Here is a 21,850-nt window from a genome sequence, read left to right on the forward strand (position 1 = left end):
GGTGCCCGACTATGCTTAAGCCACATGGATACCGGTAATTATGATGCCGAAACCGTGCGCTTTTTTGATGTCGCGCACGAAGGCGCTCAAATCCGCCTATTGGCCGGAGAAGTGGAGCTTTGGAGCGAGGCGCTCCGCGGGCTTAATCCTCGCTCGCTGGTCATAATCCCCACCGATGCGATTGCCAGGGAAGCCGCCCACTTGGGTGTCGGCCTTGCAGAGCCGCTGCGAATCCCGCTCGTCGTCACCGAATCGCTCCCGCGTTACGTGGGAGCATTGGACGTGGTTGTTGTCGTAGGCGAGACCGGCGAATGCGATTGGGCTTCGTGCGCATTAATTGCCGCCAGCCAGCGCGGCGCCACCACCGTTTTGATTGGCCCGGCCAAGGGCCCGCTCGTGGAGGACTGCCCGGACGATACCCTCATCGCCCCCTGCCTACCTACGGCAGAGGGCAGTTCGCCTGCCCGCAACATCGCCGCACTGCATGCTCTGTGCTGCCTGCTCTACCAGGACCCGACCGCGGTGAAAGAGATCCTGGAGGATCTTGCTGCAGCCGTGGACCGCGAACTCGCGCAGCTTTCCCCTGAGCGCGATGCCACTACCAATCCGGGCCGCCAACTGCGCGAATTTATCGAAGGCGCCCGCATCATCCACTCCTGCGTGCTCGACCCTTATTCCTTTTCTGAGCGGCGTGAGCACGTGCAGATCGACGCCCTCGTCGCTCGTATGGCTGCGACCATCTGGGCGGTGCATGGCCTGCCGAGCGCTTTCGTGGACCCTGCGGAATTGCGACGCGCACTCGACCGAGATTCCGATAGCTCCCGAGCAAATGATCTCTTCTTTGACCCCTTCATTGATGGCGATGGCACTACGGATGCTTTGGTACCCTTGAAGGTGATTTTCTGGGGGCAGGAAGAGGCGAACCTGCCCAACTCGCTTGCAGTCCGCAGCATTGACCCGGAACCGGGCCTCGGGCATCTTGCCCGCTCACTGCAGCTTATTACGCGGAGTTTCTCCGCGACCGCCTACGAGATTTCTAAAGGATAGAAACACATGCAGCTGTTGCACAGCGCCACCCGCAACTATTCCTGGGGCTCGCGTACCCTCATCCCACACCTGCAGGGTCAGCCCGATTCAGAAAAGCCCGTCGCAGAGCTGTGGTTCGGCGCCCACCCCGGAGACCCGTCTACGGTGGATGACCGCCTTCTCAATGAGGTCATTGCGGAGGATCCAGCAGGGCAGCTAGGCAGCCGCGTTTCCGTCGAGTACGGTGAGCGCCTGCCTTTCCTCCTCAAGGTGCTAGCGGCCGAGGAGCCGCTATCCCTACAGGCGCACCCGTCGAAGGAGCAGGCAGAGGAAGGTTTTGCCCGCGAGAATGCCGCTGGGATTGAACTCACCGCACCCAACCGCAACTACAAGGACGATAACCACAAGCCCGAGCTTATCGTTGCGCTCACGGATTTCTATGCCATGGCTGGCTTCCGCCCGCTGGCGCGCACTCGCGAGCTTTTTGCTGCCTTGGAGTGCCCCGAGCTGGATCATTACGTTGCCATGCTGGACGAGGACCCCTCGGTAACCACCGAGTCCGCCAACCTTCGCGTTCTCTTTACCACGTGGATTACCATCCCGTCCGCCAAGCGCAAGGAACTCATCGCCGCCATAGTCTCCGCTGGTGAGCGCCTTATTGCCGCGGACCCGGCCGATTGGAAGTCCCGTGTAATGTCCACGGTGCTGGAACTCAACCAGCGTTACCCGGGCGATATCGGTGTATTGGGTGCACTGTTGCTTAACCACATCGAACTTTCTCCCGGCGAGGCCGTCTACCTAGATGCGGGCCAGCTGCACGCCTATGTCTCCGGCCTTGGCGTAGAGATTATGGCCAACTCCGATAACGTTTTGCGCGGCGGCCTTACCCCCAAGTTCGTTGACGTTCCCGAACTAGTCAAGGTTCTCACCTACGCGGCTGCCGATGAACCGCGTGTTCAACAGCAGGATAAGTCCGCTCAGAATAATGTGCACGACGCCGCCGCATGGTCTTACCCGGTCCCGATTGAAGAATTCCTGCTAGACCGTGTAGAGCTTAGCGGAGCATCTTCTGTGGATTTTGATTACGATGGCCCGACCATCGCCCTGTGTACCGCAGGCTCCGTTACCTTTACTGATGCCGCCGGCAAGACCCTCACCGTGACCCCCGGCCAAGCCGTCTGGTTGCCTGCCTCTGAGGGGCGAGTCACCGCCACTGCGGCATCCGACGCCGCCGACCTCTTCGTCGCCCGCGCTTAGCCCGCCTGCGCTTGGCTCGCCTGCGCACCAGCGCGCTTTGCCGAACCCCTCTCCGCCGGGGCTCAGGCGAGGCGTGGAGCTTCATTTCAGGCGCGCTGCCGCAGCTTTCGTCGCTGCGCGAGTGCCTCACATGGCTGTTTCTTTTACAGCTCTAATGGTCCGGCGTATACAAAAGCACGTTTCCTCGAAATTCGCGTTCAGAATCGAGGAAACGTGCTTTTTGTATTCAGCTAATAGAGCAGTGGGCTGTGGATTAGCGTGAAGGGGCTGCCTTGCGCGGCGCCTGCTTGGTCGGCACGAAATCGGTCGGCTCTTGGTTCTGCTCGGCAGAAGGCTGCTCTGCGGCGGCTTGATCGTCGCGTGGTACTTCTGCCTCTGCGACCTCTTGCTGCTTGTTTTCGGTTAGTTGTCCCCGGTCCGGGTTGGGCTTGTTCTCACCAGTGGTTGTGCCCGTCCCATTTTGCTCCGAAGGCTGCGTCGGGGAAGGCTGCGGAGCGGACGGGGCAGTGGTGGTTTGCGGAGCGGTGCCGCCATTGCCGCCGTTGTTGCCCTGGTTGCCCTGTGGGGAACCGGTAGCCTGCGAGCCGTTTTGATTGCTTGGGTAATCAGGCGTCGGGCGCAGAACGCCTTGGCCGGTGTCTTGTTCACCCTGGATGCTGCCCATACCCTGCGAGGAGGCTCCTTGTGGGGAAATATTCTCCGGACGATAAACCTTGGTGGGCTGGGTAGCCGCCTGCGGGTGCATGACCGCATTGGGGGCTAGATACGGATCACTGTTATGCGGCTGGTGGTGCTTCGAATCGCCGGACGAAGCTGTAGAGCTTGTCGCATGTGCAGAGCGCTTGTTTGAAGGCGAATGGTCCGTGGGAGAAGTGGTGGTCTCCTCGGCCGCAGTGTGCGTCGGGGAGACGGAGGTGGTCCCGGACTGATCCGCGGCATTGGAATAGTTAGCGCTCGGCGAGCTCATGCGCCAGACTGTGAATCCGACGACGGCCGCGGCTATCAGTCCGGCCACAATGAACACGTAGACGCGGCGCGAATCTGGCTTCATCGTGGCTGTCCTTTCTGTGAGGTGGGCTGATTTAACCCCATAGGAGGTGGCGGTATAGCACCCCGGTAACAAGTTGGTAACGAGACTATCATGTTTAGGAAACATTGCTACGGCGTTGTGATTCTGTGATATGCCAACAAAACGCCAGTTCGCGGATGTAGGATGCCCTGCAAACCTTTTCATTGCGTGCTTTCTTTAGCTGGGAAAGCGTGTATAAATGGCGCTGAAAGCACCGAAGGAGTCAAAAAGTGAGTACTTGGGACGAAGATATTTTCAGCACGGACCTCAACGTCGATTTCTTGGAAGAAATGGCAAACCTCGATGAAGAAGGGGTAATTCGCGCCGTTGAGGATGCCTGCGAAGTAGCACATAGCAAGCCGCAGCTCAGTGAAGAAGAGGAACAGAACGCGCAAGCAGCAGCCACCATCGCTGCCATTTGGGCTGGCGCGCCCTTCAGTGCGGGCGAGGTTGTTGAAGACTACCCCTATATTAGGGAGCTGGTGGGGTCTGGCAGCGAAACCTTGACGGAAAATGCCCTCGAGGTACTAGAAAATGTCGAGGAAGAATATGACCTCGAAGCGTTTATAGAGGCCCTGTCCTAAGCCATACCTACTGCCCGCAGCAGTGGCCTCATGCCAGACAAAATAGAAGGGAAGGTACCCCACACCTATGCTTATCAGCATCGAAGGCATCGACGGTGCCGGTAAGAATACGCTGGTCTCCACAATCAGGGAGTCGTTGGATCGACCCGTGGAGGTCATCGCCTTCCCGCGCTATGCAGAATCGATTCACGCCCAGCTCGCCCAAAAGGCGCTCTACGGAAAAATGGGTGACCTGACAGATTCGGCATATGCCATGGCAACTCTTTTTGCCTTGGATCGTTACGGCGTAAAAGACCAATTGCAGCGAGCTAAGGGTACGGACGCCGTGGTGCTATTGGATCGGTATGTGGCTTCCAATGCGGCATATTCGGCGGCGCGACTCGAAGACGATGCCGTCATGGACTGGGTGCATGATCTGGAATTTGGCACTTTAGGCCTGCCGCAAGCGGATCTGCAGGTTTATCTGGATACTGCGGTAGAAGTGGCGTCGGAAAGAGCGCAGGCAAGAGCCCAAGCAGATGCCAACCGGGAGCGTGACCGCTACGAGCGCGATGGCGGATTGCAGGAACGCACCGCCGCGGCCTACCAGCGCCTAGCAGATGCGGGCTGGGGTGGACGCTGGATTGTCACCGCCGATGCGGATACTATAATTTCAGCGATAAAAGACCTTGTAGGAGAATAAAACGTGGCGCCCAAGATTTTGGTAGTCGATGACGATCCGGCTATCTCGGAGATGCTGACCATTGTGCTCGAGTCTGAGGGACTTAAGCCCATTCCGGTCATGGACGGCAATGACGCCGTGCCCGCCTTTGAGCAACACGAGCCGGACCTCATTCTGCTGGACCTTATGCTGCCGGGCATGAACGGCGTGGATATCTGCCGCGCCATTCGCCGTGAATCCTCCGTACCCATCGTTATGCTGACCGCCAAGACGGATACGGTCGATGTGGTACTAGGCCTTGAATCCGGCGCGGATGATTACATCACCAAGCCATTTAAACCCAAGGAACTCATCGCCCGCATTCGCGCGCGCTTGCGCCGCACCGATTCCGCGGAGTCTGAAATCTTGGAGGTGGCGGACCTCATCATTGACGTGCCGGAGCATACCGTGCGCCGCACGGATGGTACCGAACTGAACTTGACTCCTTTGGAATTTGACCTGCTGCTGGAGATGGCGCGCCGCCCTGGCCAAGTGCATACGCGTGAGTCGCTGCTGGAGTCCGTATGGGGCTACCGCAATGCCTCTGATACGCGCTTGGTTAATGTCCACGTGCAGCGCCTACGCGCCAAGATCGAGCATGATCCGGAGGATCCGCAGATTGTGCTGACCGTGCGTGGCGTGGGGTATAAGACCGGTAAGCCCGGCGCCGGGGAGTAAGAACCATCGGCATCATTGAGCGTTTAAGGCGTATTCGAGACGCCTTCATTACAACGTGGCGTACCTCTTTGCAGGCGCGCGTCATTGGCATGATTTTGGTCGCCTCCTCGGTGGTCATGATCATCTTGGCCTACGCGTTGGTTTCTGTGCTGACTCAGCGCTTGGTTAGCCAAAAGGAAGACGTGGCGCAGCAGGAGCTGGAGCGTGCCCGCACGGCCGTGGAACAGCAGATTGATGCCACCAGTTCCGCCAATTCGGTGCAGGTACGCATCAATTCTGCACGTGCGGCACTGGGCCAGCTCTCTGCCCAGCAGGGCGATGCCCAGGCGGTTTATGAACCGGTCATCGTGGTGGAAAACCAGGATGGCTCGGTTATTACCTCGCCAGAAGGTTTCCCCGTGCCGGATCAGTTGCGGGAGATGGTGGATCAAGGTCAGATTGCGCAGCAGTATTTCCCGGCTCCGCGGGAAAACGGTGAGTATTACAACGCCCTGCTGGTAGGAACACCTACCGATACCGATATCCCGCATACTCAGGTCTACTTGGCACTGTCCATGGAGTCGGAAGAATCCACCATGGCATTGATGCGAGGCCTGCTTTCGGCGGCCGGTGTGGTCGTCGTGGTGCTGTTGGTGGGCATTGCCTGGCTGGCCACCCAGCAGGTTATTACGCCGATTCGTTCGGCTTCGCGCATTGCACAGCGCTTGGCGGCTGGTCATTTGAAGGAACGCATGGCCGTCGATAGTGACGATGAGATGGGCCGCCTGGCCGCGTCCTTCAATAACATGGCCGATAAGCTTTCTTCCCAGATTGCGCAGCTGGAGGAATACGGCGATTTGCAGCGGCAGTTTACTTCCGACGTCTCCCATGAGCTGCGTACCCCATTGACCACCGTGCGCATGGCCGCGGACATGATTGAGGCCGAAAGCGATAGCTTGCCGCACGGCGCCCAGCGAGCTTCCCGCCTGATGTCAAGCGAGCTCGATCGTTTCGAGGAATTGCTCGCGGACCTGCTAGAGATTTCTCGCCACGATGCCGGCGTGGCGGACCTGTCTACCGCCGCCATTGATCTGCGCTCCTGCGTGGAGTCCGCCTATGAGCAAGTCGAACATTTGGCTCGCGAGCTCAACGTAGAGGTCCAGCTCAACCTGCCGGATGAGCGCATCGCCGTCGAAGCCGATTCACGCCGCCTTGAGCGCATCTTGCGCAATCTTTTGGCCAATGCCATCGACCATTCGGAAGGCAATCCGGTAGCGGTGGATGTCGCCACCACGGAAACCGCGGTGGGCGTTACCGTTACAGACCATGGCGTGGGCTTGAAACCGGGCCAGGAAGAGCTGGTATTTAACCGCTTTTGGCGCGCGGATTCCTCCCGCAAGCGCCACTCCGGTGGCACCGGCCTGGGGCTGGCTATCGCCCGCGAGGACGCCGTCCTGCACGGCGGCACGCTGGATGCCACCGGCTACGAGGGCTTTGGCTCGCGCTTCCGCCTCATTATCCCGCGCACCCCGAATGCCGAGGTGGGAGAAGAACCCATCTCTGTGGAGATCCCTGGCGCACCCGTAAACAACCCTGCGGAAGGCGGCTCGTTGCCGGAATCGACCCCAGATGCCGGAGTTGAACTTCCAGAAGCGCAGGACTCTAGCACCGGTAATCCGGGTGTCGAACCCGCCTCTGCTACGCCTGCCATTGCATCCGGGATGAGCTCACCGCGCGCCGAAAAGAGCGATAAGACTACCACTGGCCAGGCGGAGGGGGATGGCATCCTATGGCCCTCGGAACGAGAGCTCAACCGTGGTGCGGCCGCCCCAGATAGGCGCGCCTATAAGGCCCCGGACTTTGAGGGGAGGAGGAAGTGAGCGTGTTCAGCAGCAACTATTGCAAAACCGCGGTCTTTAGTACCGCAGCGGTCGTGCTTTTTGTCAGCGGTTGTTCCACTCTGCCGAGTGACACCGGGCCGCAGGTGGTAGGGACCTACCAGCGACAGGAAGACAGCCCTGGGGAAGTTATTGCACCGCAACCGGGCGATGACCCGGATCTGACGTTGCGAGATTTCTATCAGGCTTCGGCCGTGCCCGGAAATGATCACGAAGTCGCCCGTGGTTTTCTTACGGATACTGCCCGTGGTGCATGGGACGCCAGCGGCGATGTGATGGTGGTCGATAGCCTGGATATCGTTACCGCGCCCGCCAATAAACAAAGCTCGAAAGATAATGAACGCGCCTTTACAGTACGTGGCACTATTATCGGCCGCCTGAAATCCGGTGGCGCGTATGTCCCGGAAAATGAGGGCTATGAGGCAGTCATCTACATGAAGATGCAAGACGATAGGTGGCGCGTCGATGGCCTGCCGGCCGGAGTGGTGATGGAGCGCAATGAAATGCGCAACCACTACGCCCCGCAATCGCTGTACTTCTATAAGCAGAGTAACGATGTGCTGGTTCCGGATCGTCGCTGGTTGTATAAGGGGGGCGAAGAATCGGAGTCGACGCTTATCACGTTGTTGATGGAGGGGCCTTCGGCCAGCATTGCCCCTGCCACCCGCCGTGCGGCGGGGGAGAATGTTACCTATGCCGGCTATGACCGCGAGCAAGGCTACCAATTCGAAGGCCTAGTGGACTTGGACGCCCACGACCGCACTCTCTTTGCCGCCCAACTGGTGTGGACGCTTAGCAAAGCCGGCCATACCGGTCCCTTTAAGGTCAAGGCCGATGGCGGTGACCTGGTGGAAGGTATGGATAGCTTGAGCGTGGATGACTTTGCGGACTATAACCCGGAAGAAAGCAGCACCGCGTTGTCTAAGCTCTACGCCCTTAATGAGGGCAACCTGCTGGAGGTAGACGATGGCGTGGCCGAGCCCGTTCAATCCACCTTGGGCAGTAGCGGAGACGTGCAGTCCGTGGATGTGGCCGATAGCGGCCTCGTTGCGGCCGTGCGCCGCAAATCCAATAATGATTTCTCCCTGCAGATAGGCGAGCTCGATGGCCAGCTGCAGGATGCGGTGGATGGTCCCACGCTGGCACGGCCGACCTTTGAATACAACGGGCAAGCCGCGTGGACTGTGGTTGACGGAGATCGCATCGTGCGCGTGGTGCGCTCCAAGACCACGGGCCGCATCTCCAAATCCGAGGTGGATGCCCGCAGCATTGACGATATTGAGGGCGAAATCTCCGTCATCCGCTTGTCCCATAGCGGTGCCCGCGTGGCCATGGTTATCGATGGGCACGTGTATATCGCGGCGGTTGCCCAATCCAGCAGTGGGGATAAGCGCATCGTCAACGCCCGCGAGGTCGGCCCAGAAGTTTCCGGTTCGGCGCTATCGTTGGACTGGAATATGGATGGCTCGCTCATCGTTGGTACCTCCTCGAGCCAGTCACCCGTCTGGCGCATCGAGCAGGATGGTTCCTCGGCTTCGACCATGCCTACCGGTAATATCACCGCCCCCGTGGTGGCTGTAGCTTCCTCGCCCACCAAGCTTTTCATCACTGATTCTCACGCCATGCTTGAGCTACCTTCCACCGTGATGGATGAGACCAACTGGCGTGAGGTCTCTGGGCTGCAGGGCCGGCGTTCTTCCCCTATCGTTTCTAACTAGCCGTCGGAAGGCTTGTGTGGCTAGGGGGGAGGCAACACGATGAGCTTGGGGGAGCTTATTTTTCCGCGCGCGTGTGCTGGATGCGGCGCGCCGGGCGAGGTGTTGTGTGAACACTGCCGCGAGCACTTGCGGCACCCGCCCTACCTGGTAGCACGGCCCCGGCTGCTGGGAGCGCCCGTGTATGCCCTTGGCTCTTATTCCGATATTCGCCGCCGCATCATCATTGGCATGAAGGAGCGCGGCAACCAGCCGGTTCGCGAGTATGTCGGGGCCGTCTTTGCAGCTGGGCTGGCCTATCTGAGTGCCCGTGGTGATATACCGCGCGAGTTCACCCTTGTTCCTGCGCCTACCCGTCCGCGCTCGGCGCGGGCGCGCGGGGGAGACCCTGTGGCCGCTGTGTGCCATACAGCGGCGCAGCTGCAGCGCGTGGGCGTGTGCGCGGCTCTTTCCATGGGGCAGTCCACCGCGGATCAGTCCGAGCTTAACGCGCAGGATAGGTGGGCTAACCTGCAGGGGCGAGTCCGCGTTCATGCTCCCATTGCTCGCGCCCCTGCGTTGCTTGCCGACGACGTCGTTACCACCGGCGCCACCCTAGCCGCGAGCATTGCTGCCCTGCAGGCCGCGGGCGTAGAAGTATGTGGAGCATTGGTCTTTGCGGATGCCTAGATAAAGGCGGGATCTACCCTCGAGGTAGGGGAGCGGGAAAAAATTTCGCCCTGTCAGGTCATAACCAGTGATACCATGAGGAGTGTCACAGAGAGATAGCTACTGTGATTGAATCCAGTCCCCACTACTCAAGGGAGGCATTTCAATGTCCCAGCCAAACAAAGCTCAGGTAACGATTACGGGCCGTAATGTCGAGGTCCCTGATCACTTTCAAGAGCGAGTCAATGACAAGCTGGCCAAGATTGAACGCCTTGACCCCACCCTGACCTTCTTCCACGTGGAGCTGCAGCACGAGCCGAACCCGCGCCGCGATTCTGAAGCGGATCGCATCCAGATCACCGCTACGGGTAAGGGACACATCGCCCGTGCCGAAGCAAAGGAAGATTCTTTCTACGCTGCGCTCGAGACCGCCTTGGGCAAGATGGAGCGCTCCCTGCGCAAGGTGAAGGTGCGCCGCGAAAACGTCAAGAGCGGTCACCGCGCGCAAAAGGGCACCGGAGAGATTGCCGCTGAGATGGTGGCACAGGCTGAGGCACAGCGCGCCAAGGAAGAGCGCTACGTTGACCCTTATGCTGAGACCGTCGAGGATGTTCGTCCCGGCCAGATTGTGCGCACCAAGGAGCACCCGGCTACCCCGATGAGCGTGGATGATGCCTTGAGCGAGATGGAGCTGGTTGGCCACGACTTCTTCCTCTTCGTTAACGAGGAGAATAATAAGCCCTCCGTGGTTTATCGCCGCCACGCCTTCGACTATGGCCTTATCTCCCTGGCTGAAGACGCGGAGGCCTAAAGCGCTCGCACTTTCCTGAGGTAATGACCCCGCTGCATAACTGCAGCGGGGTCGAATTCGTATCAAGGGAAATGGTGTCTTGGTGGGGGGGAGGTTCGACGTCGGCAAGCGGCTTTAAAGGCTTAGATATGCCAGATGAAGGTTGCGCGCATGTCCTATGCGCTAGGCGGAAGGTGCTTTGTGAATGCGAGTGAGTACAATAGCGACGAGTTAACTTTATTGTCGCGACTAGAAGGACTAACTAACCGTGTTTGGACTTTCCAAGCTGCTGCGCGCGGGCGAGGGCCGTACGGTCAAGCGCCTGGGCAAAATGGCAGACGACGTAATTGCCCTTGAGGATAAGTACGCGGAGCTTTCGGACGAAGAACTTAAGGCAAAGACCGATGAGTTCAAGACTCGTCTTAAAGACGGCGAAGAGATGAATGACATCTTGCTCGAGGCATTTGCCACCGTCCGCGAGGCTGCCTGGCGCGTCCTCGATCAAAAGCACTACCGCGTGCAGATCATGGGTGGCGCGGCCCTGCACTTCGGCAACGTTGCCGAGATGCGCACCGGTGAGGGCAAGACCCTGACCTCACTCCTGCCTGCCTACCTTAATGCGCTTGAGGGCAAGGGCGTCCACATCGTGACCGTCAATGATTACTTGGCAAAGCGCGACGCGGAGATGATGGGCCGTGTCCACCGCTGGCTCGGCCTGTCCGTAGGCGTCATCCTGTCTGAGATGCGCCCACCAGAGCGCAAGGCTGCCTACGATTGCGACATTACTTACGGCACCAATAACGAGCTAGGTTTTGACTACCTGCGCGATAACATGGTGCGCTCCCTCAATGAAGTGGTGCAGCGCGGTCACAACTTCTGCATCGTGGATGAGGTTGACTCGATTCTTATCGATGAAGCCCGAACCCCGCTTATCATCTCCGGCCCAGTAGACGGTTCCTCCCAGTTCTACAGTGTCTTCGCCCAGCTGACACCGCGCATGCGCGAAGGCATCCACTACGAGGTAGACCACAAAAAGCGCACCATCGGTGTGCTGGAAGAGGGCGTGGAATACGTAGAGGAACAGCTCGGCATCGATAACCTCTACGCCCCGGAGCACTCCCAGCTGGTGTCCTACCTGAACAACGCCTTGAAGGCCAAGGAGCTTTTCACCCGCGATAAGGACTATATCGTCCGCAATGGTGAAGTCATGATCGTCGACAGCTTCACCGGCCGCGTGCTGGCCGGCCGCCGCTACAACGAAGGCATGCACCAGGCCATCGAGGCCAAGGAGCAGGTAGAGATCAAGAACGAGAACCAGACGCTGGCTACCGTTACCCTGCAAAACTACTTCCGCCTCTATGAGAAGATCTCCGGCATGACCGGTACGGCAGAGACCGAAGCCGCCGAGCTGCATTCCATCTATGGCCTGGACGTAGTGCCGATTCCTACCAATAAGCCAAATCAGCGTGCGGACCACTCTGACCGCATTTACAAGACGCAGGAAGCCAAGTTCGCCGCCGTGGTGGACGATATTGCTGAGCACGTCGAGGCCGGTCAGCCAGTATTGGTAGGTACCACCTCTGTGGAGCGCTCCGAGTACCTGTCTCAGCTGCTATCCAAGCGGGGAATCAAGCACAACGTGCTCAACGCTAAGCACCACGAGGAAGAGGGCCAGATCATCGCCCGTGCCGGCCGTCCTGGCACCGTAACCGTGGCTACCAACATGGCCGGCCGTGGTACGGATATCGTGCTTGGTGGTAACCCCGAGGTCATCCTCGATGAGAAGCTGCGTGAGCGCGGCCTAGATCCATTCGAGGATGAGGAAAAGTACCAGGAGGCCTGGGAGGCAGAGATCGATGCCGAAAAGGAACACTCCAAGAAGTTGGGTGACCAGGTCCGCGAGGCCGGTGGACTCTACGTGCTGGGTACTGAGCGCCACGAGTCGCGCCGCATTGATAACCAGCTGCGTGGTCGTACTGGCCGCCAGGGTGACCCGGGTGAGACCCGCTTCTACCTGTCCATGCGCGATGAGTTGATGGTGCGCTTCGTGGGACAGTCCATGGAGAACATGATGAATCGCCTCAATGTGCCGGACGATGTTCCAATCGAAGCCAAGATGGTCTCCAACTCCATTAAGGGCGCCCAGGCGCAGGTGGAGAACCAGAACTTTGAGATGCGTAAGAACGTTCTCAAGTACGACGAGGTGCTTAACGAGCAGCGCAAGGTGGTCTACGCTACCCGCCACGATATCCTCGATGCCGGCGATATTCAGGACAATATCCGCGGCATGATTGATGACACCGTTTCCGCTTATGTCGCCGGCGCTACCGCCACCGGCTACGTGGAGGATTGGGACCTAGATGCGCTGTGGAACGCATTGGATTCCCTGTACGGTCCCACCATTCCCCACGAGGAACTGGTCGAAGGCTCCGAGTATGGTTCCCCAGGCGAGCTTTCCGCTGAGCAGCTTCGCGACGCTTTGGTAGAAGACGCCAATAACGAATATGACAAGCTCGAGGAATCTGTAACCGCAATTGGCGGCGAGCAGCAGATGCGCAATACCGAGCGCATGGTCATCCTGCCGATTATTGACCAAAAGTGGCGTGAGCACCTCTATGAGATGGACTACCTCAAGGAGGGCATTGGCCTGCGCGCGATGGCGCAGCGCGATCCGCTGGTGGAGTACCAGAAGGAGGGCGGCGAGATGTTCAATGCGATGAACGAAGGCGTCAAGGAAGAGACCGTCCGCCAGCTCTTTATGCTGCGCAAGCAGTTCAAGCAGCAGGAAGAGGAACAGGCCGGTGAGTCTTCGACCGCTGCGAACAACAACGGTGGGGATACCGTAGAGGCCTAAAACCCGGTGTTCTTTCTCAAACTCCGCCCCGCACCCACTCTTAAAAGTGGGAGCGGGGCGGGTTTCTTTTTAGGGAAAAATGAGTAGAATATAAGAATCTTGTCCAATCTGCTTTTTTCCTGTGAGGAACTCCACTGACGATGCGTCGCCGTTCTTTGCGTCTAGGAATTACGACGCTTCTGTCTGCTACCTTGCTTGGTGGCGCCACCCCAGCCGTGGCGTATGAGATGCAGCGCGACTCTGCGTCTTCTCTGCGCATCATCTTGGACTCGGGCGAAAAACTAGAACAGGACAACGCGGCAGCGGCCATTTTGGCTATCGCTACCCAGCGTAAGGAAGCGTTGGTGGCAGATGGAATTTTGTCGCAGGAGAAAGCGGATGCTGCCTTTGACCATTATTTTGGCGCATCCCGGCTCAATACTGCGCGCGCCGATGGCAATATCTATGCCACACCGCTCGATTTCCCGTGGGAGCCCGACGCGCGTCCACAATCGCGAGAAGGTAAGCAGTTCACCGAAGCTGCCGTGCTGGATTACCTTGACGTGCTGGGTGCCAACTATGCCCAGGCGGTGATTCGCGCCGAGCTGGGTGAATTCACTAAGGATCTGCCGCAGTCCACTGCAGGCAATGCAGAGTCTTCTCCGCGGCCACAGAGGCCCGCCACCGGGGATACAGGCTCCGCCTTCCCGGATGAGTTCTCGGATTACGCGTCAGCGCTGCGCGATATCGTCACTATCACCAAGCAGGTCAATGCTCCTTTGGAAAAGGCCGCAGCAACCCACCGTGGTGTGAATACCGTACTCGCGGATGGCACTGCTGATGACAATTCCGGGCTATCCGTCCTGGAAGGTGGTCTGCTGACTACCGGTATTGCGGCGCTAGCAAGCGCTGCCGGAATTGGATGGTCCGCACTGAACTGGTCCGATATTCTTTCTCAACTCGGCCAGTTCATTTCCTAGGCGGTGAGGTCCGTTCGCATAGCTTAGAGCAAGCGGAACGAGGTTAATCCCGTGTGACTGGCTGATCCTGTAAAAGCATGCTGCTGTTGACCTATATAAACAGAGCCGAAATACTCTCCGTTTGAGCGCGCGTGCAGGCTTGTCAATTGCAATCTGTCCGTGGTGTAGGGGCTGGAGCGTTGGCGCACCCACGAGCCAATATGCAGCCGGATTGCGTCCGAATAGCGCGCGGAATTGAGGTGAGCTAGCGGCCGATAGCCGGCAGCAACCTCGAGTGCGAAGATTACCCAGCCTTGGATGCGGTGTTGGGCGGCGACCTCCGCGGACGTCGGCAAGCGGCCGTAGCGCACGCGATGAGGCGCGAGGAAGAGTTTGAGGTGTGAGTAGCCAGGGATGGGCTCGTACATGATGGGGAAGTAGTGCTCCTGAATAAGGGCAGGAGGCGGACGCGTGATAATTGTCTCATGCCCGGCTCGCGGCCGCCATTTCTGAGGGTTTCCTGAAAGGGGTGGCCGCGAATGCGCGCGCGGTTCGCTATACTCTCGGGGAGTTAAAGAGAAAATCGTAACCAAAGGATTTAAGTACATGCGTGGTCTGATCGTTGACTATGTCGGCGTCCTCGACGGCACCGAAGAAGATAACCGTCGCTGGAAGGCGCTGCTGGCCGCCGCCAAGGCAAATGGCGCGGCAACCGCCATCCTCTCCAATGACCCGGGCGGTCCAGGCGCGGAGCACATTCGCGAGTGGGAGTACCGCGGAAACGTAGATGCAGTTATTCTCTCTGGTGAGGTTGGGGCGGAAAAGCCAGAGGTCGCTGCATTTCAGGCGGCCGCAGATGCCCTAGAGCTTCCGCTCAATGATTGCGTCATGGTTGATGATTCTATTCTCAACGTCCGCGCCGCCGTGGAAACCGGCATGGTGGGCTTTTTGTACACCAGCTTTGATCGCGTTTCCGTAGAAATCCAGGCTGTCTTCGATATTGAAGGTGAGTTTTAGTGGCTAAAGCCCGCGTCTACATTCCCGCAACCTACGCCATGCTGGCGGAATTGGAAGAAACCGGTTCCCTTTCTGCGCGCTCCGGCTGGGGTTTCATGGTGACACCAGCGCTGCAGGATTTCTATACCGAGGGCGATGAAGAAGAGATTGCCTACTCGGCATTCCTCGAGGCATCTATGGCCTCTATGCGCCTTCTGGCCATCGGCGATGAAGAAAAGTTCCCGCATCGCCGCGTGGTCATCTCCGTGGACTTGGATGATTCTGTCATCACCCCGCGACCGGATATGGGCGAGCCGGTGGTAGAACTCCAGCCGGCGCAATTCAGCAAAGACGATCTAGCGGCCATCCACGTGGATATTGCGGAATCCGAAGAAACCACCGCGAAGGCCATCGAGGCTATTGACACCGCGGACCTTGGCGATGAGGACGCGGAGCTGGCCGTGGGAGATGCGCTGGATAAGTTTATGGCCTTTTATCACCCCAGCGAACTGCCTTTCCTCGTAGAATTGCTCTAAAACTGAAGGAGAAAACATGACTCAGCGTTTCAAGAACCTGGCTGCAGCTACCGTTACCGCAGGCGTAGCCCTCATTTCCGCGCCAGCCGCTCTGGCGGCCGATACCACCCCGGCCGCAGATGCCGCTGCCGATGCCGTGCCCACCACCCCGTGGCTAGCGCTGCTAGAGACCTCGTCCCAGGGCACTTGGGGCCAGATCCTGGATGTGGTCTTTGGCATCGTAGATGTCCTGCTAGGCGTGATGGCCGATACTGGCTTCCACCTTTAATTTTCCCAGTCCACGTTGGTGCGCAGGGCCTCGAGCAGGCCGCGCACCGCGTCGCGCCGCCGCGCACTGGCGGTATCCGGGGGGATAAGCGCAGGGTCATCCAGCCCGCATTCTGGGTCCGCAGGCGGGCCCATATGCGTACAACCACGGGGGCAATCCTCGACGGCGGCCGCAAGATCTTCAAAGACACCGAGCACGTCATCAGCATCCACGTGTGCGAGGCCGAAGGAACGAATGCCGGGGGTATCGATAATCCAGCCGGCAGAGTATGCATCATCGGCGGGGAGGGGAAGCGCTACCGATTGGGTAGAGGTATGCCTGCCTTTGCCTACGCCCGATACTTCCCCCGTCTCCCTATCCGCATCCGGAACCAGGCGGTTGACCAGGGTGGATTTGCCCACGCCGGAGTGGCCGATGAGCGCGGTGACGTGGCCATCGATGTGCTGGCGCACGGACTCGAGGCCGTCTTCGACGCCGGCTTTCACCACCGTGACATCAAGATCAGCAAACTCGGCCGCGAACGGCTCAGGATCCGTGAGATCTGTTTTAGTCAGGCACAAGATCGGGTGGATATTGCCCACGAAGGCGGCGATGAGGGCCCGCTCGACAAACCCGGAACGCGGTGGTGGATCGGCCACGGCGGTGACGATGAGCATCTGGTCCGCATTCGCCACCACGATGCGCTCATAGGGGTCGGTGTCATCGGCGGTGCGCCGAAGGACGGAGGTGCGCTCTTCCAGCTTCACTATGCGCGCTAAGGTGTCCTTCTTGCCGGAAGTATCGCCCACGACACCTACGCGGTCGCCCACCTCGATGGCGGTGCGGCCGAGTTCGCGGGCGCGCATGGCGGTGACCCGTGGGCCGTCATCTAGCGCGACGCCCCAGCGCCCACGGTCTTTGGTGATGACCATGCCGAACTTGGCATTTTTATGTTTGGGACGATCCTTGGTGCGCGGCCGCGAACCCTTGCCAGGGCGCACGCGCACGTCGGATTCATCAAAGGAACCGAAACGCCTAGCCATTGCTCTCCTGTTGTTCGGGGTCCAGCATCGTCTCCCACATGCGGTCGAAGCCGGGAAGGGTCTTCGCCGTGGTAGAAATATCTTCGATCTCTATGCCCGGCACCTTCAGACCGAGGATGGCACCAGCGGTGGCCATGCGGTGGTCCGCATAGCACGGCCACTCGCCGCCGTGGAGAGGGGCGGGGTCGATGCGCAGGCCGTCGGCAAGCTCGGTGACCTTGCCACCCAGGGCGTTGATATTGGTTGCCAGCGCCTTGAGGCGGTCGGTCTCGTGGCCGCGCAGGTGGGCAATGCCGGTGAGCGTGGAGGGGGTTTCTGCCAGGGCACACAGCGCCGCGACGGTAGGGGTGAGCTCACCAATGTCACCCATGTTGCGCTCGATGCCCTGCAGCGCGCCGCCCTTGGCGCCCTTTGCGGTGACGAAGCCCGGCTCTTGGGTGACCATAACACCCATATCCACCAAGATATGGCGAATAGCGTCACCCGGCTGGGTGGTATTGGCGGGCCAGCGCTTAATGGTCACGCGGCCGCCGGTGACAGCAGCGGCGGCAAGGAAAGGCGTGGCATTGGACAAATCCGGCTCGATGGCCCACTCCCGGCCGGCGATCGGGCCAGGGTGCACGGTCCACGTATTCTCGCCGGAATCTACGCGCACGCCGGCTTGCCGTAGCATGCCCACGGTCATTTCCACGTGCGGCAAAGAGGGCAACGGAGCGCCCTCATGGGTTAGGGTGATGCCCTCATTAAAACGTGCGCCGGCTAGCAGCAGTCCGGAGACGAACTGCGATGACCCAGAGGCATCGATGGTGACCTCGCCGCCTTCTGGCACCCCGTGCGAGCGCACGGTAAAGGGCAGGCTATCGCCGTCCACCTCTACGCCAAGCTGGCGCAGCGCATCGAGGGTGGTGGACATGGGCCGGGCGTAGGCCTGCTCGTCGCCGTCGACAAGCACGGCACCATCAGCCAAGGCCGCAACCGGCGGGATAAAGCGCATCACCGTGCCTGCTAGGCCGCAATCTACCGTTGCGCCCTTGAGCGGGCCTGGGGTGACGTGGATGTCCTCGCCGTCGTGCTCGAAGCGCACGCCCATAGACTCCAACGCCTTTTCCATCAGCTGCGAATCCCGCGAGACCAGCGGAGCGCGCAGGGTAGAGGGGCCATCGGCCAACGCGGCCAAGATGAAGGCGCGGTTGGTAATAGACTTCGAGCCCGGCACGTGCTGGGCCCACGTAATGGGGCCTGCCGCTTGCGGGGCGGACCATGGTTGAGACATATCGTCCATAATAGAGGGCATGTGCGGAAGATTCGTTCTTTTTACCGAGTCCCTCCTTGATGAGGTGGGAGAGCTGCCCGGAGTCACCGAGGTACATGCCCCGCAAGGAACCCCAGGGCCCCGCTACAATATTGCGCCTACCCAGCCGGTGGCCATCGTGCGCGTGCGCGAAAGCCTTGCTCAAGTCGATCCTGCGCGGTGGGCGCTATTGCCGCACTGGAAGAAAGATCTTGAGGGCCCGCCGCTGTTTAATGCGCGGGCGGAGACCGTGGCCTCCAAGCCTTCTTTCCGGCACGCTTTTAAGGGGCAGCGCTGCCTCATCCCGATGAATGGTTACTACGAGTGGCGCCAGGAAAAGGGCGGCAAACAGCCCTACTTCGTGCGCGCGGAGGAAGGCCTGTTGTGGGCCGCAGGCCTCTGGGACACCGGCTTAGACCGCCTGTCCGCCACGATCATTACCACTGCAGCCACGGAAGAAATGGAGTGGCTGCACCACCGCCTGCCGCGCTTTTTGGCGGCCGAGGAAATGCGCACCTGGCTAGAGGGCAGCCCCGAGGAGGCCGCCGAGCTGCTCTTGCCGACGCCCCTGCGGGGCTTCCACACCCACCCCGCCGACAAGGCCGTGGGCACTGTATCCAACGACTATCCAGAGCTACTCGGCGAGTAGATCGGCAAAGCTGGCGTCACACAGCTGCGCGAGGTCCTCCGCATTGAGTTCGATATCTAGCCCGCGGCGCCCGCCAGAGATGAAGACGGTATCGAAAAGGATGGCGGTTTCCTCGATAATGGTGGGCAGTGGATTCTTCTGCCCGAGCGGGGAGATGCCGCCGGGAATATATCCGGATGACTTAGAGGCGTCGTGCGGATCGGCCATGGCGGCTTTGGAAACATTGTGTGCGACTGCGGCTTTTTTCAAGCTCAGGTGGTGGGTAGTAGGGATAACGCACACCGCCAATTTGCGCTTTGGTCCCTTGCCCGCGGTTAAATCGATGACCAGGGTTTTGAGCACGCGCTCCGGCTCTACGTCTAGAGCTGCGGCGGCGTGATCACCGAAGTGATCGGTGCCCGCTTCAAAGGTGTATACGTGGTGCTCGATACCGGCGTCTTCTACAACTTTGAGCGCTGGGGTGGCTGCGTGCGGGGACTTTTTAGACATGACTGGGATTCTAACGCTAGGCGTTAGTATGGAAATTGTGGCTAAAGAAACAATCAGCGAAAAGGAGCTGCAGCGCCGCTTTGAAGCGGAAGCGCTGCCCTTGCTAGATCAGCTCTACGGTGGTGCCTTGCGCATGACGCGCAATCCCCAAGACGCTGAAGACCTAGTGCAGGAGACCTACCTCAAGGCCTATAAGTCCTTCCATTCCTTTACTCCGGGTACGAATCTCAAGGCATGGCTTTATCGCATCATGACCAATAACTACATCAACTCCTACCGCAAGGCGAAGCGCCGGCCAACGGAGTCCTCGGCTGATGACTTGAGTGATTTTCAGCTCTATACCACCGCCGGACATGATTCCACCGGTCTGGAATCCGCCGAGGTAGCCGCGCTCAAGGACATGCCGGATTCCACCATTTCAGAGGCCATGAATGACCTGCCCGATGATTACCGCATGGTGGTTTACTACGCGGATGTGGAGGGCTTGGCATATAAAGAAATTGCGGAAATCATGGACACTCCTTTGGGCACAGTGATGTCTCGGTTGCACCGGGGAAGAAAACTACTCCGAAAAGCGTTGAAAGACGTGGCACGAGAACAAGGTATTGGATTAGAACACCCAGACATGGAGGAGAAGTAATGGAACGCGCAACGGAACACAACTGTGGTGCGTGTAGCTCCCCAGAGGTACAGGCCCTCCTGTGCGAGCTTCTCGATGAATCCACCACCTATGCCCGCGCGCTCGCCATCCGCGAGCACATCGCCCAGTGTGATTTTTGTCAAAAGCGCCTCGAGAGCGAGGAGATTATTCGTTCGCTGGTGCGCAACTGTTGTAACGGACAGGCCAAGGCGCCGCAGGCGTTACGCCGCCGCATCTCGGTTGAAATCACCCGCATCGAGACCACCTGGTAGTGCGGACATACGGCACGGGCTGCTAAGCGGCCTGCGCCGATTCGGCAAAGCAAAAGCCCGGCTCCTACGGTCTGTGATGACCGAGGGCCGGGCTTATGTGCTGTGCGTTATGCGCCAGGACGCTTGCCGTGATTAGCGGACTTCTTGCGGCGATCCTTGCGCTTGCGACCACGCTTGCTCATTGCGCACTCCTTCGTTGAGGGTAACTGAACTTTATTCAACTTTAGCGGCTAAGGGCGCCGAAACGAAAATTGGGGGCCGATGATTAAGCGGAAACGCGGGCGCGTCCACGGCCGCGGTTACGGCGGCGCTTGAGGGCGCGGCGCTCCTCTTCAGATAGACCGCCCCAGACGCCGGCGTCCAAGCCGGACTCCAGTGCCCACTTCAGGCAGGAAGAGGCAACGGGACAACGGTTGCAGACCAACTTGGCCTTAGCGATTTGGGTAAGTGCAGGACCAGAATTGCCTACTGGGAAGAACAGCTCGGGGTCTTCGTCGCGGCAAACAGCTTCGTGGCGCCAATCCATGATTGATATCTCCTAACAAAAATTCGACAGCAGAAAGCACAAGCACTTTTCATAAATGAAAAGCAACCAATGCCATGGGTGGGTGGTTGTGTGAACTGGTCTGCGCGCAGTGGGGCCCGGTCTCGAGGTCGGGCCAGCGTCGCCGCCGCCAATGGTCCACATTGTGGTTACTTGAAGTTTCCTTCAAGTTAAGAAGAGGTTTACGTCCTCTTTCTTTTTGCTACCCAAGAATCATGACATGTTTACTCAGGCTCCGCTAGGGGTAGAGGCGAAAATGTGGTAAACATCACTGAATGGAAAGTGATGTGGGGGTCATTTAGATAGACGCTGGAGTTGAAAGAAGCCTGTGAGAAACGCGCTGAACTGGCGCATTGACTGAAACTGCTTGAGTGTGGTGACTGGAGAAGCGTCAAATCTGTCCGGTTAGCCCTTGCCCCCGCGAAACCTGAGTGGCGCACAAGAAAATGGCGTTGCCCGTGAGTAGACTGTGGGCTTGTGTCCAAACAAAACAAGAAGGTAAACACAAAGCAAAATGCTGCCTCCACGCGGTCGATTAGTGGGGAAAAAAAGACCCAGCACGGGGCGCCGCAACCAGTCCTCGTGGCCGCAGCACTCGCCGTGATTCAGTCCATCGCCGTAATCTGTTTTGGCATCTTCCTGATCGTGCGCGAATTGACCGGTGCGGAAAACGGCTCCATGGTGTCGGATTCGGGCTCTGGAAGCTTTGTGGGGCTAGGCACCGCACTCTTTATCTTTATCGTGTTTGGTTTTGTCATCATTGGCGCTTGGGCCATGGTCAAGGGAAAGCGCTGGGGTAGGGGAGCCATTATTTTGGTGGAGCTAATCTTGGCGGCTAGCTCCTTCCAAATGTTTAGCGGTGGATCGCCGCTACTGGGCGCGGTGACATTGCTGAGCGCCGCAGTGGTCATCTTCTTGCTGATGTTCGTACGCGCCTCCACTGAGTGGGCGGCAGCAAACTTCTAAAGTCATCTTCACGTGTAAAAAGGCCGCGCCCGGGAAAACCC

General features: G+C 59.1%; 24 protein-coding genes. 18 read left to right on the forward strand and 6 right to left on the reverse strand.

Annotated features, from left to right (window positions below):
- Window positions 1–24 precede the first annotated feature (24 nt).
- The gene (locus WMQ00_RS01250; RefSeq protein WP_200288077.1) at window positions 25–1,047 is read left to right on the forward strand and encodes an exopolyphosphatase; all 1,023 of its coding nucleotides are present in this window, start codon (window positions 25–27) and stop codon (window positions 1,045–1,047) included.
- A gap of 6 nt (window positions 1,048–1,053) precedes the next feature.
- A complete protein-coding gene (gene manA / locus WMQ00_RS01255) occupies window positions 1,054–2,283 on the forward strand; it encodes a mannose-6-phosphate isomerase, class I (protein WP_200288075.1) in 1,230 nt (409 codons plus the stop codon).
- A 253-nt stretch (window positions 2,284–2,536) separates the two neighbouring features.
- On the opposite strand, the gene WMQ00_RS01260 is transcribed toward manA, so the two are convergent.
- Complete coding sequence (locus WMQ00_RS01260; RefSeq protein WP_200288073.1) at window positions 2,537–3,334, reverse strand: hypothetical protein; 798 nt, start codon at window positions 3,332–3,334, stop codon at window positions 2,537–2,539.
- Between the two features lie 248 nt (window positions 3,335–3,582).
- On the opposite strand from WMQ00_RS01260, the gene WMQ00_RS01265 reads away from it, so the two are divergent.
- From WMQ00_RS01265 to WMQ00_RS01320, 12 genes are all read left to right on the forward strand, one after another.
- Complete coding sequence (locus WMQ00_RS01265; RefSeq protein ID WP_023020773.1) at window positions 3,583–3,936, forward strand: DUF4259 domain-containing protein; 354 nt, start codon at window positions 3,583–3,585, stop codon at window positions 3,934–3,936.
- 67 nt (window positions 3,937–4,003) lie between these two features.
- Window positions 4,004–4,618, forward strand: coding sequence for a dTMP kinase (locus tag WMQ00_RS01270; RefSeq protein ID WP_023020774.1), 615 nt, complete (start codon window positions 4,004–4,006; stop codon window positions 4,616–4,618).
- Window positions 4,619–4,621: 3 nt separating this feature from the next.
- Window positions 4,622–5,314 carry an MtrAB system response regulator MtrA gene (gene mtrA / locus WMQ00_RS01275; protein ID WP_023027822.1) on the forward strand — a complete coding sequence of 231 codons (693 nt, stop codon included), beginning with the start codon at window positions 4,622–4,624 and terminating at the stop codon, window positions 5,312–5,314.
- Window positions 5,315–5,382: 68 nt separating this feature from the next.
- The gene (gene mtrB, locus WMQ00_RS01280; RefSeq protein WP_200288071.1) at window positions 5,383–7,173 is read left to right on the forward strand and encodes an MtrAB system histidine kinase MtrB; all 1,791 of its coding nucleotides are present in this window, start codon (window positions 5,383–5,385) and stop codon (window positions 7,171–7,173) included.
- 2 nt (window positions 7,174–7,175) lie between these two features.
- Complete coding sequence (gene lpqB / locus WMQ00_RS01285) at window positions 7,176–8,909, forward strand: MtrAB system accessory lipoprotein LpqB (RefSeq protein ID WP_239205930.1); 1,734 nt, start codon at window positions 7,176–7,178, stop codon at window positions 8,907–8,909.
- Window positions 8,910–9,086: 177 nt separating this feature from the next.
- Complete coding sequence (locus tag WMQ00_RS01290; protein WP_232212580.1) at window positions 9,087–9,575, forward strand: ComF family protein; 489 nt, start codon at window positions 9,087–9,089, stop codon at window positions 9,573–9,575.
- Between the two features lie 145 nt (window positions 9,576–9,720).
- Entirely contained in the window at window positions 9,721–10,365 is a 645-nt protein-coding gene (gene hpf, locus WMQ00_RS01295; protein WP_023020779.1) for a ribosome hibernation-promoting factor, HPF/YfiA family, read from the forward strand.
- Between the two features lie 247 nt (window positions 10,366–10,612).
- The gene (gene secA, locus WMQ00_RS01300; protein ID WP_316349448.1) at window positions 10,613–13,198 is read left to right on the forward strand and encodes a preprotein translocase subunit SecA; all 2,586 of its coding nucleotides are present in this window, start codon (window positions 10,613–10,615) and stop codon (window positions 13,196–13,198) included.
- 140 nt (window positions 13,199–13,338) lie between these two features.
- Window positions 13,339–14,157, forward strand: coding sequence for a hypothetical protein (locus WMQ00_RS01305; RefSeq protein ID WP_200288058.1), 819 nt, complete (start codon window positions 13,339–13,341; stop codon window positions 14,155–14,157).
- Window positions 14,158–14,742: 585 nt separating this feature from the next.
- A complete protein-coding gene (locus WMQ00_RS01310; RefSeq protein ID WP_023020783.1) occupies window positions 14,743–15,153 on the forward strand; it encodes an HAD-IA family hydrolase in 411 nt (136 codons plus the stop codon).
- Window positions 15,153–15,668 (forward strand): DUF6912 family protein, encoded by a 516-nt coding sequence (locus WMQ00_RS01315; RefSeq protein WP_023020784.1) that lies wholly within the window; start codon window positions 15,153–15,155, stop codon window positions 15,666–15,668. Before WMQ00_RS01310 ends, WMQ00_RS01315 begins: the two co-directional genes overlap by 1 nt.
- Window positions 15,669–15,684: 16 nt before the next feature.
- Window positions 15,685–15,936: a hypothetical protein gene (locus tag WMQ00_RS01320; protein ID WP_023020785.1), complete on the forward strand. Its 252-nt coding sequence runs from the start codon at window positions 15,685–15,687 to the stop codon at window positions 15,934–15,936.
- On the opposite strand, the gene rsgA is transcribed toward WMQ00_RS01320, so the two are convergent.
- Window positions 15,933–16,958: a ribosome small subunit-dependent GTPase A gene (rsgA, locus tag WMQ00_RS01325; protein WP_023020786.1), complete on the reverse strand. Its 1,026-nt coding sequence runs from the start codon at window positions 16,956–16,958 to the stop codon at window positions 15,933–15,935. The genes WMQ00_RS01320 and rsgA overlap by 4 nt on opposite strands.
- Window positions 16,951–18,252 carry a 3-phosphoshikimate 1-carboxyvinyltransferase gene (aroA, locus tag WMQ00_RS01330; RefSeq protein WP_239208513.1) on the reverse strand — a complete coding sequence of 434 codons (1,302 nt, stop codon included), beginning with the start codon at window positions 18,250–18,252 and terminating at the stop codon, window positions 16,951–16,953. Before aroA ends, rsgA begins: the two co-directional genes overlap by 8 nt.
- Here aroA and WMQ00_RS01335 point away from each other — a divergent pair.
- Window positions 18,251–18,898 (forward strand): SOS response-associated peptidase, encoded by a 648-nt coding sequence (locus tag WMQ00_RS01335; protein WP_023020788.1) that lies wholly within the window; start codon window positions 18,251–18,253, stop codon window positions 18,896–18,898. The genes aroA and WMQ00_RS01335 overlap by 2 nt on opposite strands.
- On the opposite strand, the gene ybaK is transcribed toward WMQ00_RS01335, so the two are convergent.
- Window positions 18,884–19,387 (reverse strand): Cys-tRNA(Pro) deacylase, encoded by a 504-nt coding sequence (gene ybaK / locus WMQ00_RS01340; protein WP_023020789.1) that lies wholly within the window; start codon window positions 19,385–19,387, stop codon window positions 18,884–18,886. The genes WMQ00_RS01335 and ybaK overlap by 15 nt on opposite strands.
- 28 nt (window positions 19,388–19,415) lie before the next feature.
- Here ybaK and WMQ00_RS01345 point away from each other — a divergent pair, with 28 nt between their 5' ends.
- Window positions 19,416–20,027, forward strand: coding sequence for a sigma-70 family RNA polymerase sigma factor (locus WMQ00_RS01345; protein ID WP_023020790.1), 612 nt, complete (start codon window positions 19,416–19,418; stop codon window positions 20,025–20,027).
- The gene (locus tag WMQ00_RS01350; RefSeq protein ID WP_023020791.1) at window positions 20,027–20,299 is read left to right on the forward strand and encodes a mycothiol system anti-sigma-R factor; all 273 of its coding nucleotides are present in this window, start codon (window positions 20,027–20,029) and stop codon (window positions 20,297–20,299) included. Before WMQ00_RS01345 ends, WMQ00_RS01350 begins: the two co-directional genes overlap by 1 nt.
- 107 nt (window positions 20,300–20,406) lie before the next feature.
- Here WMQ00_RS01350 and WMQ00_RS11995 read toward each other — a convergent pair whose 3' ends face one another.
- A complete protein-coding gene (locus WMQ00_RS11995) occupies window positions 20,407–20,481 on the reverse strand; it encodes a 50S ribosomal protein bL37 (RefSeq protein WP_100067784.1) in 75 nt (24 codons plus the stop codon).
- Window positions 20,482–20,564: 83 nt separating this feature from the next.
- Window positions 20,565–20,825, reverse strand: a complete 261-nt coding sequence (locus WMQ00_RS01355) for a WhiB family transcriptional regulator (protein WP_005322377.1) — start codon at window positions 20,823–20,825, stop codon at window positions 20,565–20,567.
- A gap of 495 nt (window positions 20,826–21,320) precedes the next feature.
- Between WMQ00_RS01355 and WMQ00_RS01360 the strand changes: the two genes are divergently transcribed.
- Window positions 21,321–21,809, forward strand: a complete 489-nt coding sequence (locus WMQ00_RS01360) for a hypothetical protein (RefSeq protein WP_023020792.1) — start codon at window positions 21,321–21,323, stop codon at window positions 21,807–21,809.
- Window positions 21,810–21,850: the final 41 nt, after the last annotated feature.

Source organism: Corynebacterium sp. KPL2825 (assembly GCF_037908445.1).
Taxonomy (GTDB): Bacteria; Actinomycetota; Actinomycetes; order Mycobacteriales; family Mycobacteriaceae; genus Corynebacterium; species Corynebacterium kefirresidentii.